Genomic DNA, 17,009 nt, shown 5'->3' with positions numbered 1-17,009 from the left:
GTATGAAGCTGAAAACGTCAGTGCGCAGTCTGGTAGAGTTTCTTATGCGCAGCGGCAATATTGACAATCGCCATGCGGCTTCTTCCGAGGCCGCCATGGCGGAAGGCGGCCGGGTCCACCGGATGATCCAGAGACGGATGGGAGCGAACTATCAGGCGGAAGTGCCGCTGCATTACATAGAGAAAACGGAAACATATGAGATTACGATAGAAGGCAGAGCTGACGGCATCATCACGGAAGATGACGGATTTACGGTAGATGAGATCAAAGGGACTTACCGGGATGTGTCAAGGCTGGAGGGGCCGGTGCCGGTCCATCTGGCACAGGCTAAGTGTTACGCTTATCTGTACGGGCTGGAACACAGAGAAGGGGAAATCCGTGTGCGTATGACTTATTGCAACATGGATACGGAGGAAATCCGCTATTTTACTTCCTCTTATTCTTTCGAAGAACTGGAGAAATGGTTTATTGCCCTGCTTGGTCAATACAGGAAATGGGCTGATATGGAGTCGGAGTGGAAGGAAAAGCGGCAGGAGTCTATTCATGGGCTCGCTTTTCCTTTTGTATACAGAAAAGGGCAGAAAGAGCTGGCGTCCTATGTCTACCAGACAATCTGTCATAAGCGAAAGCTGTTTCTGGAGGCGCCGACAGGAGTCGGCAAGACGATCTCCACTGTGTTTCCGGCGGTCAAGGCGATCGGGGAGGAAAAGGCGGACAAACTCTTTTATCTGACTGCGAAGACAATTACCCGCATGGTGGCAGATGAGACGTTCGGGCAGATGAGAGCACGGGGGCTGGCATTTAAGACGGTATTGCTGACTGCCAGAGATAAGATCTGTTTTCTGGAAGCGGCGGAATGTAACCCGCAGGCCTGTCCCTATGCAGAAGGGCATTATGACAGGATTAATGACGCTCTGTACGATATACTGACTCATGAGGTCAATTATTCGCGGGGAACGATAAGAGCATATGCAGAGAGACATCGCGTATGCCCTTTTGAGATGGGGCTGGACATCAGCTTGTTTTGCGACGGTATTATCTGCGATTACAATTATGTTTTTGATCCGCATGTCTATCTGCGGCGCTTTTTTGCAGAGAAAGGAAAGGGGGAATACCTGTTCCTGATCGACGAAGCGCATAATCTGGTGGAGCGGGGCAGGGAGATGTACAGTGCATCTCTGTGGAAAGAGGACTTTCTGGAGCTGAAACGCAAGATCAGGACGGTCGACATAAAGATTAGCCGTCATCTGGACAAATGTAACCGGGAACTGCTGATGTTGAAACGGGAATGTGAAACTTACAGAGTGACGGAGATGATCTCGCCGTTTGTAATGGCGCTCACAAGGCTGCATGCTTCTCTGGAAGACTTTCTGGAGACGGCGGAGGAACGGGAGCGGGAGGCAGTGCGGGGCGATGTGCTGGAATTTTACTTTGCGGTTTCACATTTTCTGGAAATGTATGAACTGACGGATGAAAACTATGTGACTTACACGAAGATAGAAGAAGATGACCGCTTTCTGATCCGCCTGTTTTGTGTCAACCCGGCGCAAAATCTGAAGGAATGTATGAGCCGGGCGGTGAGCAGCATCCTGTTTTCCGCAACCATGCTCCCCATTCAGTATTATAAGAGGCTGCTGGGAGGGGAGACGGAGGACTATGAAGTCTATGCGGAGTCTGCCTTTGACAGGCGCAGATGTGTACAGCTCACGGGGACGGATGTGACAACGCGCTATACAAGGCGCGGAGAGGACGAGTACAGAAAAATTGCCCGTTATATTTATGAGACGGTAAAAAACCGATATGGCAATTATATGGTCTTCTTTCCATCATACCGTTTTTTGCAGCAGGTGTATGACATTTACACGGCGGAATTCCAGGATGAGATGCAGGAGTGCATCGTACAGGACAGCCGTATGGATGAGCAGGAGAGGGAAGACTTTCTCAAACGGTTTTCGGGAAATGAGCTGTGCGATCTCACACAAATCCGAATGGAGGTGGAGGAGGAAGAGAATAGCCTGCTTGGGTTTTGTGTGATGGGAGGTATCTTCAGTGAAGGGATTGATCTGAAAAACGACAGTCTGATTGGCGTTATCATTGTGGGAACCGGAATACCGCAGGTCTGTGCGGAGCGGGAAATATTGAAACAATATTTTGACGACGGGGATGGCAACGGATTTGATTATGCCTACCGCTATCCGGGGATGAACAAAGTGCTGCAGTCAGCGGGCAGAGTCATACGGACAGCGGAGGACATTGGCATTATCGTTCTTTTGGATGAGCGGTTTGGCAGTCACTCATACAGAAAAATGTTTCCCCGCGAATGGGAAAACTGCCAGCAGGTGACGGTTGACCGCATTGGTAAACAGATCGAACGATTCTGGGATGAGTGGCTGTAGCAGGCAGCCGCGTCTGTTTACGGTGCAGGGTTTCGCAGCAGAGCGATTTCTGCCCGATAAGGGGCGACGGACTTCTTCGGATCATCTGCAGAAGGGAGATAGGGAGTCTCAAGGATTTTGGGAATGTCCATAAAGTCAGGGTGATGGACGATGGCGTGCAGAGCAGGCAGGCCGATCGTACCCTGACCGATGTTGGCATGACGGTCCTTGGCGGCTCCCCTTTCATTTTTGCTGTCATTGATGTGGAAAACGCTGATCTGGTCTTTGCCGATCAGACTGTGAAAGCGCTCAATGACTCCGTCAAAATCGTTGACGATGTCATAACCGGCATCGTTGACATGACAGGTGTCAAAACAGACGCTCAGTTTTTGCGAGTGGACAACACCGTCATAGATAGCGGCCAGCTCTTCAAAGGAGCGGCCGATCTCCGAGCCTTTTCCGGCCATCGTTTCCAGGGCAATCCGGCAGGGGGTATCCGCAGTGAGGATTGCATTCAACCCTTCCGTAATGCTGTCGATTCCCTTTCTGGCGCCTTCTCCGACATGGGAGCCGGGATGGAGGATAAGAATGGCGCTGCCCATTGCCGCGGTGCGTTCCAGCTCCAGAGCGAGGAAATCCACTGCCAGCCGGAATGTTTCCGGCTTGATCGTATTGGCCAGATTGATGATATAGGGGGCATGGACGACAAATTCCCCGATCCCGGCCTGTTGCATCAGAGCATGGGCCTGTGGGATGCAGAGTTGTGACAATTCTTTTCTTCGTGTGTTTTGGGGTGCTCCAGTATAGAGCATGAATGTGTTGGCCTCATAGGAGAGGGCTTCTTTTACTGAGCCGAGAAACATTTCTTTTCCGCTCATACCGACATGGGAACCGATCTTTAGTGTATTCATTTTTTTCCTTTCATGGACACAGCTCCGGCTGTGTTTTCTTTTTTATTTGGCGAACAATTTTCAGAATTGGTCGAAAATTGATCGTATGACAGTCATTTTAATTAAAACTGACGTTAATGTCACTGTGGATAACTCTGTGGAAAGTGTGGATTTCTCGTTGTTGTGACATGAAAAATGTTCTGCCTGTCATTTTTATTTTGTCAAAATTTGCAGGTCCGATTGCAAAATGCCTGCAAAATGACCGCATAGTGCGGGAGGACAAACGATTCGGTCAACAGCTAACGGACTCTCTGACAGGAGTTCACAGCCGGGTGTGGATAACCTCACACAACTGTGCCGTATGCTGGCTCCGGGTAGCCCAGGAGGTGCACAGGCGTATTACATTCCTGTGATCCGGGAGCTTTTTCCAGTGGCTGAAAGAGAAGTCCTTTTCCAGGATGGCCGTCTGTTCCGTGGTGAGAACGGGAAACTGCTGATTGGTGCAGGAGTCATAATAGAGAGAGATTTTCCTCTCTTCCAGTGCCTGCCTGATCTGCAGTGCCATTTCCACGGCGTGGCGGGAGATCTTAAAATACAGATCATCTGTGAATAACGTTTCAAACTGGATGCCGAGCAGGCGGCCCTTTGCGAGCAGAGCGCCGTGCTGCTTGATCAGATAACGGAAATCTTTTTGCAGATTGGGATTGCTGATAACAACGGCCTCTCCGAAGAGGGCGCCTACTTTTGTGCCGCCGATGTAGAAGACGTCGCAGAGGGCAGCAATGTCGGGGAGGGTAAGATCATTTTTAGGAGAGGCCAGCCCGTAGCCAAGTCTGGCGCCGTCCAGATAGAGCGGCAGCGACAGGTTCCGGCAGACACGGCTGATCTTTGTCAACTGTTCTTTGGAATAGAGTGTGCCATTCTCCGTAGGGAAAGACAGATAAACCATACCGGGCTGCACAATATGTTCGCAGTCGCTGTCCTGAAAGTGGGCGTCGCAGTATGCCTGAATGGCTGCGGCGCTTAAGGTACCGTCTGTGGAAGGTAATGACAGAACTTTGTGCCCGCCGGCTTCGATGGCGCCCGTCTCGTGAATATTGATGTGACCGCTCTCCGCACAGATGACGCCCTGATGAGGGCGCAGGATAGAGGAAATGACAACGGCGTTTGTCTGTGTGCCGCCTGAGAGCAGGTGGACAGAGGACTGTGGTGCGTGACAGTGACGGCGGATGAGATCACAGGCATGTGCACAATAGCTGTCAGTTCCATATCCGGGCGTCTGTTCCATATTTGTCCGGAGGAGGTGTTCGAGGATCAGGGGGTGTGCCCCTTCAAGATAATCGGATTCGAATCGTATCATTTTCAGGTCCTTCTTTCTGTAATCGTATCTGGTGTTGGTTTGTCTCCGGTCTGGCTGGCGTCTGGCGGCGTCCATAACATGGACAGATGATTTTCGTAGGCCACGCCTTCCCGAATCGGAATCTGCAGTCGGGCAGAGGTGTCGACGCAGGTGCGAATAAAGTCCGCCGCTTTTTTGACGGAATCTGCAAAGGGAACACCGTTGACGGCATCAGCCGTGAGGATGGCGGCAAACAGATCCCCGGTCCCCGGGCGGGACTCTCCGTTGCTGGGAACTTTGCAGGCAAAGCTGCGCACCATATCTGCTGCTTTCTCGACGCAGTAATTTGTCACGTGTCCGCCGCAGACGATGCCTGTGATGGCAATTCTGGAGACGCCCAGATCGAGCAGTCTGCCGGCGATCTCCTCTAAAAAGGAATCATCCGGGGGTGCCTGTGGATAAACCATCCCGGTCAACATACAGGCTTCCGTCAGATTCGGGGTCAGGATTGTGGCGCAGGAGACGAGCTGGCGCATCTCCTCACAGAGCTGATCGGTGACGATTCGGTATGGCCTGCCGTGGTCGCCCATGACCGGATCGATGAGAATCACGGGAGCATTCTTTTGCCGTTCCTGTTCCAGAAAATGCCGGATGCTGTGAAACTGACGGGGAGAATTTAAAAATCCGCAATAAATACCGTCAAAAGTAAGCCCCAGTTTGTCATATTCGTCAAAGCAGGGGGTAAGGCTGTCAGTCAGATCCTTATAATAATAAGAAGGAAATCCCATATGACTGGAAAAGACCGAGGTGGCTACAGGACATGCCTGCACACGCATAGCGGCCATAACGGGAAGGACTACAGCCAGAGAACAACGGCCAAATCCTGTCAGGTCATTGATGACAACTGCCTTTTTGGGTATGGCAGTGTGAATAAAAGGTTCCATAAAGTTTCTCTTTTCTGTTTTTCTGATTGGCGGCGCCGAATGATTGTCTGCTATAGTCAACGAAAGCGGCGCCGTCTGGATTCATTGTAAACAAAACAAAAGATTTTTTCAAGGCGACTTGTAAGGGGATTGGGATCAATACAAAAAAGCGCCATTATCTGCTTGACAAATAATATTATATACAATATAGTATTGATAGAAATAATATTATATGGGATATAATATTGGAAGGAGTACAGCGATGGTATTTAATACAGGAGCGGCACTGTTAGATGCAATCGTGTTGGCAGTGGTGTCCCGCGAGCTGCAGGGGACATATGGTTATAAGATCACGCAGGAAGTGAGAGAAGCGATAGATGTGTCGGAATCCACACTTTATCCGGTACTCCGCAGATTGCAGAAGGACGAATGCCTGGAAGTGTACGACATGGAATACGGAGGAAGAAACAGGCGGTACTATAAGATCACAGAGAGAGGAAGAGCGCAACTGAATCTGTATGAAGGGGAGTGGGCAAGATATACGGCCAAGATCACAGGTATTTTTGAGGGAGGGATCAGAAAATGAATCGTAGGGAATTTATGCAGGCGCTTCGCGATGCACTCTGTGACATTCCGCCGGAAGAGAGAGAGGCGGCGCTTCGATATTATAATGATTATCTGGACGATGCAGGCCCGGGTAATGAACAGCAGGTGATACGGGAATGGGGCAGTCCGCAGGAGCTGGCGCACAGTATCAAAAGCGGTATGTATGGAAAGATGGAAAGCGGGGAATTTACGGAAAAAGGATTTTCCACCGGAGAGCAGAAGCAGTGTCCGGCAGAAAATGGACAGCGGGCGCAGGGAGAACGGGCGGACGCTTCCGGCCCGAAGAAAAGAACGTGCCGCCGGATCAACGGATGGAAATGGATTGCGATCGCGCTGCTCTGTATTTTGTTGGCGCCAATCTGTGTACCGCTTGCCGCTGCCTTGCTTGCTGTGGTCGTCACTGTGCTTGCAGGTACGGCAGCAGTGGCAGCCGCCCTGTTTTTCGCAGGCCTGGCCCTGTTCGTTGCCGGGATTGCGATTGCGATATTGGGTGTGATCCTGGTAGTCTCCACGCCTCCCGGCGCGGCAGTGGTGTTTGGCAGCGGACTGATTCTGACTGCCATCGGTGCGGCGATTACCCTGCTCTTTGGCTGGCTTTCGGTCAGATGCGTGATTGGTGTCTTTCGATGGTTTGTGGAGCTGTGCAGAAAACCGTTTCACAGGAGAAGAAAGGCGGGTGTTTAATCTGATATGAAAAACAGTTTTTGGAAAGTCTCCCTGACGGTGTCTGCGCTTCTGGCAGGGGTTGGTCTGCTGTGTGTGATAGTAGGCGGATTGTTTGGCGGCGTACCTGCGGCCTCGCAGGCGCTCAGAGAGATAGAAGAGATCACATGGATTGAATTTTGCGGAGGGAATGAATATGAATAATGATTATAAGAGACTGACGAGAAGTAAAACGAGCCGGATGCTGTGCGGCGTCTGCGGCGGTATTGGGGAATATTTGAAGCTGGACCCCACAGTCATCCGGCTTTTATGGATCTTATTTGTCTTTTTCAGCCTGGGTATGGCGGTTTTGATTTATTTTATCGCGGCAGTCATCATACCGGATGAGGAGTAGGAGAGGATTTTCTCCTTCATTCCCCAATGTGGATGAACAGTCCGGCTTTTTTGAGCGCGGGCATGAGCGCCATGTAGAGGATGACGGCAACGATGAGAGAGGTGACGGCATTCAGCGCCGAGGAGGCGATGTTATAGGCAAGTACGAGTTCCGCCGCCGGTTTGCCGAGAATGAGCAGTTTATAAAAATAACCGAAAAGCGGGTCGAAGACAGCGTTGAACAGAAGGCCGGCGGCTCCAGAGAGAACTGTCCAGCGAAAAATATGTGTTCTGTCGCTGCTGTATGTGATATGCCCCAGTCTGTGTGCGACAAATCCACTGATTATACCGATACAAAACTTAAGAATCAGTGTTTTTGGCACATAGATGACGTACACTGGATCGAACAGATCACCGATGGCCATACCGATGGCGCCGCCAAGGCCGCCGTAGAAGCCGCCAAGGATGAGAGCGCCGAGAACGCATATCGCATTCCCGAGATGGATGGACGTGGCGTCGCCGCCGGGCAGTGTGATCTTGATCTGGAAAAATGTAAATACGACGTAGGACAGCGCCGCCATCAGTCCGGTACAGGCAATTTGAAAGGCTTTTTTGTTTTTCATCATGATCTCCTCCGTAATGTTTATTGTGTATGCAGCTATATTAAAACGAAAGTGGCATTATTTAAAGAGCCAATGATCGAATTTTTAACCATGCCAGTTTGCCGGCTGTCAAGAAATTTTGCAGCCGGTTGCCACGATAAACGTGCGGTTGTCACTGTCTGATTATTGCTGTCCCTTTTTGTGATTGTAAGGCTCCGGTGTGAAAAAGGCTTGCAAAATATGGAAGTAATGTTATATAATAATTTTGTTTCTATAGGAAAAAGGAATTAAATAAACAATCATAGAAATGGAGTCATTTTTGATGGCTCCATTTTTCAAATGCACAGGGGCTCATCGCAGATGAACACCTGCTGCTTAGCCGGACGACGGGGAGATTTCAGAACTGTCAGAACGGACTGCGTCAGAGATAGCTGGTAAGGAGGTTGTTGAATGAAACGATATTTAAAATATGTAAAGCCATATTGGAAGTCATTTATACTTTGCCCGGTGCTGATGCTGACAGAGGTGCTGGGGGAAGTGCTGCTTCCGGCTTTTATGGCCAATATCATCAATATCGGAGCGGTGCGGCACAATGTCTCTTATATTGTGGGGATGGGAATGGTTATGCTGTTGACCGCATTGGTCATGATGCTGGGCGGCATCGGCGGCGCTTATTTTGCGGCCAGAGCGGCGATCCATTTCGCAGGAGATCTGCGCAGCGATGTATTTCGCAAAGTCCAGGAGTTTTCTTTTCGGAATGTCGATGCGTTCAGTACCGGTTCCCTTGTGACAAGACTGACAAACGACATCACACAGGTGCAGAATGTGATCCTGATCGGCTTGAAACTTTTGCTGCGGGCACCGGGGATGCTGATCGGAGCGGTGATCATGGCCTTTCTCATGAATCCAAGTCTGGCGGTCATTTTGCTGATTGTGATTCCTGCGCTGGCAGCGGCGATCGGGGTGATTATCAGGATCGCCTTTCCGCGGTTTGATCTTGTACAGAAAAAGATCGATGCGCTCAATTCGAGAATCCAGGAGACATTGACAAATGTGCGGATCATCAAATCGTTTGTCAGGAGCGATTTTGAGAAGGAGAAATTCGCAGCTTCCAACGAAGACCTGAAGGAATCGGGGCTGCGGGCCTTCAAGGTTGTGATCCTCAATATGCCGGTGATGATGCTGGCCATGAATATTACGACACTGGCGGTCGTGTGGACGGGCGGCAGGCAGGTGCTGGCGGGGACGATGCCGGTCGGCGATCTGACTGCATTTACGACCTACATTGTGCAGGTGCTGATGTCTCTGATGATGCTGGCCATGGTGCTTCTACAGAGCAGCCGGGCCGTCGCCAGCCTCAGACGTATCACGGAAGTGCTGGATACGGAAGTGGATCTGATGGATGACTGTTCCGGCAGGAAAGACGCGGTCATCACAAGAGGGGACATTGTGTTTGAGGATGTTTCTTTCTCTTATTATAAAGAGAACCAGGAAAAAGTATTGTCCCACATATCTCTGGAGATCAAAGCGGGAGAGACGGTCGGCATTATTGGTTCGACCGGCTGTGGGAAAACGAGTCTTGTGCAGCTTATTCCAAGGCTCTATGACGTGGATGAGGGCAGTGTCTATGTGGATGGAATCGATGTGCGGGAGTATTCTCTGCGTCATCTCCGGGACAGTGTGAGCATGGTGCTGCAAAAAAATGTGCTTTTTTCCGGCACGATCGCCGAAAATCTGCGCTGGGGAGACGAAACGGCGGATCAGGATATGATTCAGGAGGCGGCAGCGGCGGCGCAGGCGGCAGGATTTATCGGGACATTTGCGGACGGCTATGAGACGAAGCTCGATCAGGGCGGTGTCAATGTATCCGGCGGGCAGAAACAGAGGCTCTGCATTGCCAGAGCACTTTTGAAGCATCCGAAGATACTGATTCTGGACGACAGTACGAGTGCGGTGGATACGGCGACAGAGGCACAGATCAGAAAGAGCTTTTCGACAACGTTAAAAGATACAACGAAAATCATCATTGCCCAGCGCATCACTTCGGTGATGGATGCGGACAAGATCATCGTGATGGAAGAGGGAAAGATCGCAGGTATCGGAAGCCATGCGGAAATGATGGCGCAGTGTGACACTTACCGGGAAATTTACGATTCACAGATGGAGAAGGAGGTGACTGCCTGATGCCGGGACCGAACAAAGGAATGCACAGGACCGGGAAACCGCAGAATGTGAAAAAGACGATCAAAAGGCTGTCGGCCTATCTGGAGCATGATAAAGGAAAACTGACGATTGTTTTTTTCTGTGTGATCGTGACGGCAGTTTCTTCCCTGGCAGGCTCGTATATGCTGCGGCCTGTGATCAACGGACTGATTTCCGGGAAGGGAAGTATTGATTTTCTGGCCCGGTCGGTACTTGTGATGCTGCTGATCTTTGCAGCCGGTATCCTCTCACAGTATTTTCAGGCGCGGATTATGGTCACAGTCGCACAGGGTGCATTGCAGAAATTAAGGGACGATCTCTTTTCCAAGACACAGCGTCTGCCGGTCCGATATTTTGACAGCCATCACCATGGCGATATTATGAGCCGCTTTACGAACGATGTGGATGCGGTGGGCGAGATGCTGAATCAGACACTGGTGCAGATCATATCGGGAATGATTAGCATTGCCGGTACGTTCTCACTGATGTTGTATACTAGTCTTTCTCTGACGATCGTGACCGTTGTCATGCTGCCGCTGATGCTCAAAGCCGGACAGAGCGTTGCCAGACGGAGCCGCAAATATTATCAGGCACAGCAGGCGGCACTCGGGGAGCTGAACGGCTATATCGAGGAGACTGTGACCGGGCAGAAAGTGGTTAAAGTTTTCTGCCACGAGGAGCAGGCGGTCGCTGATTTTGAGCGTTACAATCAGGCGTTGCAGGAGAGACAGCTTGGAGCCCAGTTTTTTGGCGGAATGATGGGGCCGGTCATGGGCAATATGAGCCAGATCAACTATACGTTGACTGCTGTGGTCGGCGGTCTTCTCTGCGTGCTCAGAGGCTTTGACATCGGCGGACTGACTGTATTTGTCAACTATTCGCGGCAGTTCAGCCGTCCGATCAATGAGCTTTCGATGCAGATGAATACGATCTTTTCCGCGCTCGCGGGCGCAGAACGGGTTTTCACAGTCATGGATGAGGCGGAAGAGCCTGCGGATGCGCCCGATGTGCTCTCTATTGTGGAAGAGGAGGGCGGCAGATGGCGCTGGCAGGTGCCGGAGAGCAATGAAACATATGCCTTTAAGAGAGAGCAGCCGGAATTTCATGCGGAGATCGTACTGCAGGATGTGACCTTTGGCTATCATCCGGACCGGACGATCCTCAGGCATATTACTCTGTATGCCAAACCGGGGCAGAAGATTGCTTTTGTCGGCTCTACCGGAGCGGGTAAGACGACGATCACCAATCTGATCAATCGTTTTTATGACATAGACAGTGGCAGTATCACGATCGATGCTGTGGATGTCAGAGACATCGGCCGGGATTCCCTGCGCAGGAATGTGGCGATGGTATTGCAGGATACGCATCTGTTTGCGGGTACGGTCATGGACAATATCCGCTATGGACGCATGGATGCCACGGACGAGGAAGTTGTCCAGGCGGCGAAGACGGCAAGCGCCCACTCCTTCATTATGCGCCTGGAGCATGGCTATGACACAGTGCTGGAAGGCGACGGCGCCAATCTGAGCCAGGGACAGAGGCAGCTTCTGAACATTGCCCGGGCGGCGGTGTCCCGGGCGCCGATCCTGATCCTAGATGAAGCGACCAGCTCGGTCGATACGAGGACCGAGAAGCATATCGAGCAGGGGATGGACCGTCTGATGGCAGAGCGCACGACGCTTGTCATCGCCCACAGACTCTCTACCGTCCGCAATGCCAACGCGATCATCGTCCTCGAGAATGGTGAAATCATCGAGCGCGGTGACCATGACAAACTGCTGGAGCAAAAGGGCAGATATTACGAATTGTATACCGGACTCAGTGAGCTGGAATAGGCATGGCCTGCTTCAGCTTTCATTTTAATCTCGCAAAATATTTTCTACGGAATTTTATTGACAACCGGAAAAAAATGGTGTAATACTATAATCATACTTAATCAATAGGAATTGGAGGGAATGAATAAAATGGCAAGTATTTATAAAGGAACATTGGGACTGATCGGCAATACGCCGCTTGTGGAGGCGGTCAATGTGGAACGGGCGCTTGGGTTGGAAGCTGTGCTGCTCATTAAGCTGGAATATCTGAATCCGGCTGGGAGCGTAAAGGACCGGATAGCGAAGGCGATGATCGAGAAGGCGGAGGAAAGCGGAGAGTTAAAGGAAGGCTCAGTCATCATCGAGCCGACTTCCGGCAATACGGGGATCGGCCTTGCTTCTATCGCTGCCGCCAAAGGATACCGGATCATTCTGACAATGCCGGAGACGATGAGCGTGGAGAGACGAAATATTCTGAAAGCCTACGGGGCGGAGCTTGTGCTGACGGATGGAGCCAGGGGCATGAAGGGTGCTATCGAGAAGGCGGAGGAGCTGGCACGGGAGATTCCGGGCAGCTATCTTCCGGGACAGTTCGTTAATCCGGCCAATCCGGCGATCCACAGGGAGACGACAGGACCGGAGATCTGGGAAGATACGGACGGCGCAGTCGATCTTTTTGTGGCCGGTGTCGGCACCGGCGGCACACTCACCGGGGCGGGAGAATATCTGAAGAGACAGAAACCGGAGGTACGGATCGTGGCTGTGGAGCCTTCCGCGTCTCCATTTCTCTCGGAGGGAAAAGGAGGTCCGCATAAGATACAGGGTATTGGCGCCGGGTTTGTCCCGGAAGTGCTGAATACGGAAATATATGACGAGATCATCAAAGTGGACAATGATGACGCCTTTGCGGCGGCGAAGCTGCTGGCCAGGAAAGAGGGCGTACTGGTGGGAATCTCTTCCGGTGCGGCTCTTCATGCGGCGATGGTTCTTGCGAGACGACCGGAAAATAAAGGGAAGACGATCGTCGCTCTGCTTCCGGATACGGGTGATCGATATTACTCCACGCCTCTGTTTACGGAGTAATATCCCTGGGGGTATCCTATTAAATAACACCTTTTGACATTCCGCTTGTATCATTATAGAATCATTAATAGAAAAAGTGCTGAGAACAGGGAACTGATTTCCGGCCATGGAAAAGGGAGAGACTTATGAGCGAGAAAATTACAAGAGAAAACAGAGCATTTCGATTTGAGACACTACAGCTTCATGCGGGGCAGGAGAAACCGGACCCGGTGACGGATGCCAGGGCCGTACCGATCTATCAGACTTCTTCCTATGTATTTCACAGCTGTGATCATGCGGCGGCGCGGTTCGCGCTCTCGGAGGAAGGCAACATTTACGGTCGTCTGACCAATCCGACGCAGGAAGTTTTTGAGAAAAGGATTGCGGCGCTGGAAGGTGGTGTAGCGGCGCTGGCAGTTGCCTCCGGGGCGGCAGCCATTGCGTACACGTTTGAAAATCTGGCTAAAAAGGGCGATCATATTGTTTCCGCTACCAATATTTATGGGGGCACTTATAATCTGCTGGCGCATTCGCTCCCGGATTTTGGCATTGAGACGACATTTGTCAATATATTTGATGAGAAAGAAGTGGAAGCGGCCATCAGGGACAATACCAAGGCTGTATTTATCGAGACGCTTGGCAATCCCAATTCCGATGTCGTGGATATTGAGGCCATTGCCGCGATCGCACATGCGCATGGGGTTCCCCTTGTTGTGGACAATACGTTTGCCACGCCTTATCTGGTACGGCCGATTGACTATGGCGCTGATATTGTCGTTCATTCGGCCACGAAGTTTATCGGCGGGCATGGCACGACCATCGGCGGTGTCATTGTGGATGGGGGGAATTTTGACTGGGAGGCTTCCGGCAGATTTCCGTCTCTGACCGAACCCAATCCCAGCTATCATGGCGTGAAATTTACGGAAGCGGCAGGGCCGGCGGCGTTTGTGGCCAAGATTCGTGCGCTCCTTCTGCGTGATACGGGGGCGTGTATTTCGCCGTTCCATGCGTTCTTCTTCCTGCAGGGACTGGAGACTTTATCACTGCGTGTGGAACGCCATGTGGAAAATGCGCTGCAGGTCGTAAAATATCTGAAAGACCATCCGCAGGTGGAGGAAGTCCATCATCCGGCAGCCACGGACGATGAGAGACAGAAGGCGCTGTATGAGAAGTATTTCCCTAACGGTGGCGGCTCAATCTTTACGTTTGAGATCAGGGGAGACGGTCAGACGGCGAAGGATTTTATTGATCATCTGGAACTGTTTTCACTGCTTGCCAATGTTGCGGATGTAAAATCGCTTGTCATTCATCCGGCGACGACGACCCATGGGCAGTGCACCGAACAGGAGCTGGAGGAGCAAGGCATCCGGCCGAACACGATCCGGCTTTCGATTGGCACGGAGCATATCGATGACATCATTCAGGATCTGGAGGAAGCCTTCAAAGCGATCCGTTGACGGCAGGAGGAGACGATGACAGACGTAGCGCAGATAGTGAGAGAAGCGTTGTTTTCGATGCAGGATATTCCATACCGGGAGTTTCACAGCAAACTGATACCGACAGTGGAGAAAGAGACGATCATCGGGGTACGGACGCCGCAGCTTCGAAAGTACGCCAGGCAGTTCGCGAGGACGCCGGAAGCGGCGGAATTTTTGCAGATTTTGCCGCACCGGTATTATGAGGAAAACAATCTGCATGGCTTTCTCATAGAAGGGATGAAGGATTATGACACATGTGTCGCTCATTTGGAACGGTTCTTGCCGTATGTGGACAACTGGGCGACCTGTGATCTTGTGTGTCCGAAAATCTTTCAGAGACATCTGCCTGATCTGTTGACACAGATCAGGCAATGGATTTCCAGCGGACATACGTATACGGTGCGGTTTGGCGTTGGTATGCTGATGCGCTTTTACCTCGATGAGGCATTTGATACGGCATATCCGGATCTGGTAGCAGCCATCCGTTCAGAAGAGTATTATGTGAACATGATGGTCGCCTGGTATTTTGCCACTGCATTGGCAAAACAATATGAACAGATTCTTCCTTATATAAAGGAACAGCGTCTGGCGCCATGGACCCACAATAAGGCGATCCAGAAGTCGGTTGAGAGCAGCCGCATTACGAGGGAGCAGAAAGATGATCTGCGGATGCTGCGGATAAAATAAGCGCCTGCCTGTCAATGGAGGCGGAGAACGATACTTCGGCGCAGGAAATGCAGCGGTGCAGAGTGTTGAGACAGAAAGAGTAATTCATGAAAGAAAATAATATATTATCCAATAAGTTATATTTGTATATGACCGAATTTTTTGCGGGTATGTCAGTGATGGCGGTGGAACTGGGTGCCAGCAGACTGCTGGCGCCTTATTTCAGTTCTTCGCAGATCGTCTGGACGATTATTATCGGTACGATTATGATCGCCATGGCGCTTGGAAATATTTATGGCGGGCGGGTGTCGGACCGGGACCCCAATCCGGACAGGCTGTATGGGCGTATTCTCACTGCAGCCATTTGGATCGCCTTTATCCCGGTGCTTGGCAAATATGTGATTCTTGCCGTATCAGCGGCGCTGATCTTTACGGTGAGCAGCAATTACCTGATCTGGGCGGCTTTTATTGCCTGTATGCTTGTCTTTGTGTTTCCTCTTTTTCTGTTGGGGACGGTGACGCCTTCGCTCGCCAAATATACGGTGGACAGCCTGGATGACAATGGTAAGACAGTGGGTGCGCTGGGCGCTTTCAATACGATTGGCAGCATACTTGGGACTTTTCTGCCTACCTTTGTGACGATACCGGCAGTCGGTACGTCCATTACCTTTCTATTGTTTGCAGGTATTTTGCTTTTGCTGGCGCTTCTTTATTTTATCAATAAGCGGCGGGCGGGGAAGAAGAGCATTGTCAGCGTTCTGCTTTTTCTTGTGTGTTGCGTATTTGGTGTTTCGGGCAGCTTTGCTTTCTGGGAGAGTGATCTGACATATGAAGGGGAGTCTGTTTACAATTATCTGCAGGTAAAAGAAGACGAGGACAATATCATCTTATCGACCAATGTGTTGTTTGGGGTACAGTCTATTTTGAAAAAAGACGGCAGTCTGACAGGAATGTACTATGATTATGCCATGGCGGCGCCGCTGATGGCGGGCGTCGACCGAAAGACGCAGACAGAGGCGCTCATTCTCGGCATGGGTACCGGTACTTTTGCGACTCAGTGCAGCCGTTATTTTCCGGATATGAAAGTCGAGGGGGTGGAGATCGATAGTAAGATCACGATGCTGGCGCGGAAGTATTTCCGGCTGCCGGAAGATATGAAAGTGACGACTTACGATGGCAGAGCCTTTTTAAATGCGGTCGACCACAAATATGATGTCATCATGGTGGATGCTTACCAGGACATTACGATTCCCTTCCAGATGTCATCCGTGGAATTTTTCACGATGGTAAAGGAGCACCTGAATGAAGGCGGCGTGATGGTTGTCAACATGAATATGCGTGGTCGAAATGAGGGAAATATCAATCAATATCTGGCGGATACGATCTCTCATGTATTTGCCAGCGTATATACGGTCGATGTGTCCGGCTCGACCAACCGGGAACTCTTTGCCTCGGATGCGCCGGATATACTGGAGACATTTCAGGCCGGCGCGGCACAGGTGACGGATCAGGCGCTGGGGGCGATGATGAATCGGGTGGAAGAGGGGCTTACCGCCTATGAGCCGGGAAACTATCTGATGACCGATGACAAAGCGCCGGTGGAACTGCTGGGGATGCAGGTCATCGACGATTTGATCGGGGATGAGGTGGAATATTATCGCGGTATCTACGAAGAAAGAGGAATCGAAGGTTTGCTGGAGGGGTTGTGATCACCCCTTCAACTCTTTCACGATACTGGCGACGCTGGCGATCTGACTCTCCGACAGGCCTTTGAGGTCTTTGGTCAGGGCTTCAATGGCAACCGGATCGCTGTTGGTTTCGTCAAAGAAATCGCGCGGCGAAATACCGAGATAGTCACAGATGTAAAAGAACGCCTGCATGGATGGCAGCGCTTTACCGTTTTCGATTTTATTGATATAACTTTCACTCTGTCCAAGCGACAGACTCATATCTCTTGCGGATACACCTTTCTGGCTGCGCAGCTGCGCGAGCCTCTGCCAAAAAAATTTTTCCATTG

Annotated in this window: 16 protein-coding genes; 11 read left to right on the top strand and 5 right to left on the bottom strand. The window is 51.1% G+C overall.

Translation table 11 applies throughout. The features are described from left to right. The first annotated feature begins 2 nt into the window (after positions 1-2). Entirely contained in the window at positions 3-2,396 is a 2,394-nt protein-coding gene (locus V1224_11610; protein WWR15125.1) for an ATP-dependent DNA helicase, read from the top strand. Positions 2,397-2,413: 17 nt separating this feature from the next. Here V1224_11610 and V1224_11605 read toward each other — a convergent pair whose 3' ends face one another. The 3 genes from V1224_11605 to V1224_11595 all read right to left on the bottom strand — a co-directional run bounded on the left by V1224_11605 (position 2,414) and on the right by V1224_11595 (position 5,548). Continuing rightward, the gene (locus tag V1224_11605) at positions 2,414-3,286 is read right to left on the bottom strand and encodes a deoxyribonuclease IV (GenBank protein WWR15124.1); all 873 of its coding nucleotides are present in this window, start codon (positions 3,284-3,286) and stop codon (positions 2,414-2,416) included. A 301-nt stretch (positions 3,287-3,587) separates the two neighbouring features. After that, positions 3,588-4,625 (bottom strand): beta-eliminating lyase-related protein, encoded by a 1,038-nt coding sequence (locus tag V1224_11600; protein ID WWR15123.1) that lies wholly within the window; start codon positions 4,623-4,625, stop codon positions 3,588-3,590. Between the two features lie 2 nt (positions 4,626-4,627). Next, positions 4,628-5,548 (bottom strand): pyridoxamine kinase, encoded by a 921-nt coding sequence (locus tag V1224_11595; GenBank protein WWR15122.1) that lies wholly within the window; start codon positions 5,546-5,548, stop codon positions 4,628-4,630. A gap of 241 nt (positions 5,549-5,789) precedes the next feature. Here V1224_11595 and V1224_11590 point away from each other — a divergent pair, with 241 nt between their 5' ends. From V1224_11590 to V1224_11575, 4 genes are read left to right on the top strand one after another with little or no spacing between them, the layout of a single operon-like run. Beyond that, positions 5,790-6,113, top strand: coding sequence for a PadR family transcriptional regulator (locus V1224_11590; GenBank protein WWR15121.1), 324 nt, complete (start codon positions 5,790-5,792; stop codon positions 6,111-6,113). Continuing rightward, positions 6,110-6,817, top strand: coding sequence for a hypothetical protein (locus V1224_11585; GenBank protein ID WWR15120.1), 708 nt, complete (start codon positions 6,110-6,112; stop codon positions 6,815-6,817). The genes V1224_11590 and V1224_11585 overlap by 4 nt, the downstream gene beginning before the upstream one ends. 6 nt (positions 6,818-6,823) lie before the next feature. Beyond that, positions 6,824-7,000, top strand: a complete 177-nt coding sequence (locus V1224_11580) for a hypothetical protein (protein WWR15119.1) — start codon at positions 6,824-6,826, stop codon at positions 6,998-7,000. Next, entirely contained in the window at positions 6,993-7,190 is a 198-nt protein-coding gene (locus tag V1224_11575) for a PspC domain-containing protein (GenBank protein WWR15118.1), read from the top strand. Before V1224_11580 ends, V1224_11575 begins: the two co-directional genes overlap by 8 nt. Positions 7,191-7,206: 16 nt before the next feature. On the opposite strand, the gene V1224_11570 is transcribed toward V1224_11575, so the two are convergent. Then, positions 7,207-7,791 (bottom strand): ECF transporter S component, encoded by a 585-nt coding sequence (locus tag V1224_11570; protein WWR17476.1) that lies wholly within the window; start codon positions 7,789-7,791, stop codon positions 7,207-7,209. Positions 7,792-8,220: 429 nt separating this feature from the next. Between V1224_11570 and V1224_11565 the strand changes: the two genes are divergently transcribed. From V1224_11565 to V1224_11540, 6 genes are all read left to right on the top strand, one after another. After that, positions 8,221-9,954, top strand: coding sequence for an ABC transporter ATP-binding protein (locus V1224_11565; protein WWR15117.1), 1,734 nt, complete (start codon positions 8,221-8,223; stop codon positions 9,952-9,954). Next, positions 9,954-11,807 carry an ABC transporter ATP-binding protein gene (locus V1224_11560; GenBank protein ID WWR15116.1) on the top strand — a complete coding sequence of 618 codons (1,854 nt, stop codon included), beginning with the start codon at positions 9,954-9,956 and terminating at the stop codon, positions 11,805-11,807. The genes V1224_11565 and V1224_11560 overlap by 1 nt, the downstream gene beginning before the upstream one ends. 129 nt (positions 11,808-11,936) lie before the next feature. Further along, the gene (gene cysK / locus V1224_11555) at positions 11,937-12,869 is read left to right on the top strand and encodes a cysteine synthase A (GenBank protein ID WWR15115.1); all 933 of its coding nucleotides are present in this window, start codon (positions 11,937-11,939) and stop codon (positions 12,867-12,869) included. Positions 12,870-12,994: 125 nt separating this feature from the next. After that, a complete protein-coding gene (locus V1224_11550; GenBank protein ID WWR15114.1) occupies positions 12,995-14,305 on the top strand; it encodes an O-acetylhomoserine aminocarboxypropyltransferase/cysteine synthase family protein in 1,311 nt (436 codons plus the stop codon). A 15-nt stretch (positions 14,306-14,320) separates the two neighbouring features. Further along, the gene (locus tag V1224_11545) at positions 14,321-15,013 is read left to right on the top strand and encodes a DNA alkylation repair protein (GenBank protein WWR15113.1); all 693 of its coding nucleotides are present in this window, start codon (positions 14,321-14,323) and stop codon (positions 15,011-15,013) included. A 128-nt stretch (positions 15,014-15,141) separates the two neighbouring features. Next, positions 15,142-16,701 carry a fused MFS/spermidine synthase gene (locus V1224_11540; GenBank protein WWR15112.1) on the top strand — a complete coding sequence of 520 codons (1,560 nt, stop codon included), beginning with the start codon at positions 15,142-15,144 and terminating at the stop codon, positions 16,699-16,701. Here the strand turns inward: V1224_11540 and V1224_11535 are convergent, their stop codons facing one another. Next, on the bottom strand, positions 16,702-17,007 hold the full coding sequence (locus tag V1224_11535) for a helix-turn-helix transcriptional regulator (protein WWR15111.1): 306 nt from the start codon (positions 17,005-17,007) through the stop codon (positions 16,702-16,704). Between the last annotated feature and the right edge of the window lie 2 nt (positions 17,008-17,009).

It is taken from the genome of Lachnospiraceae bacterium JLR.KK008 (assembly GCA_037015955.1).
GTDB lineage: Bacteria > Bacillota > Clostridia > Lachnospirales > Lachnospiraceae > VSOB01.
Note: the sequence above shows the minus strand (reverse complement) of the source record. Positions and strands in the feature narration are given on the sequence as shown.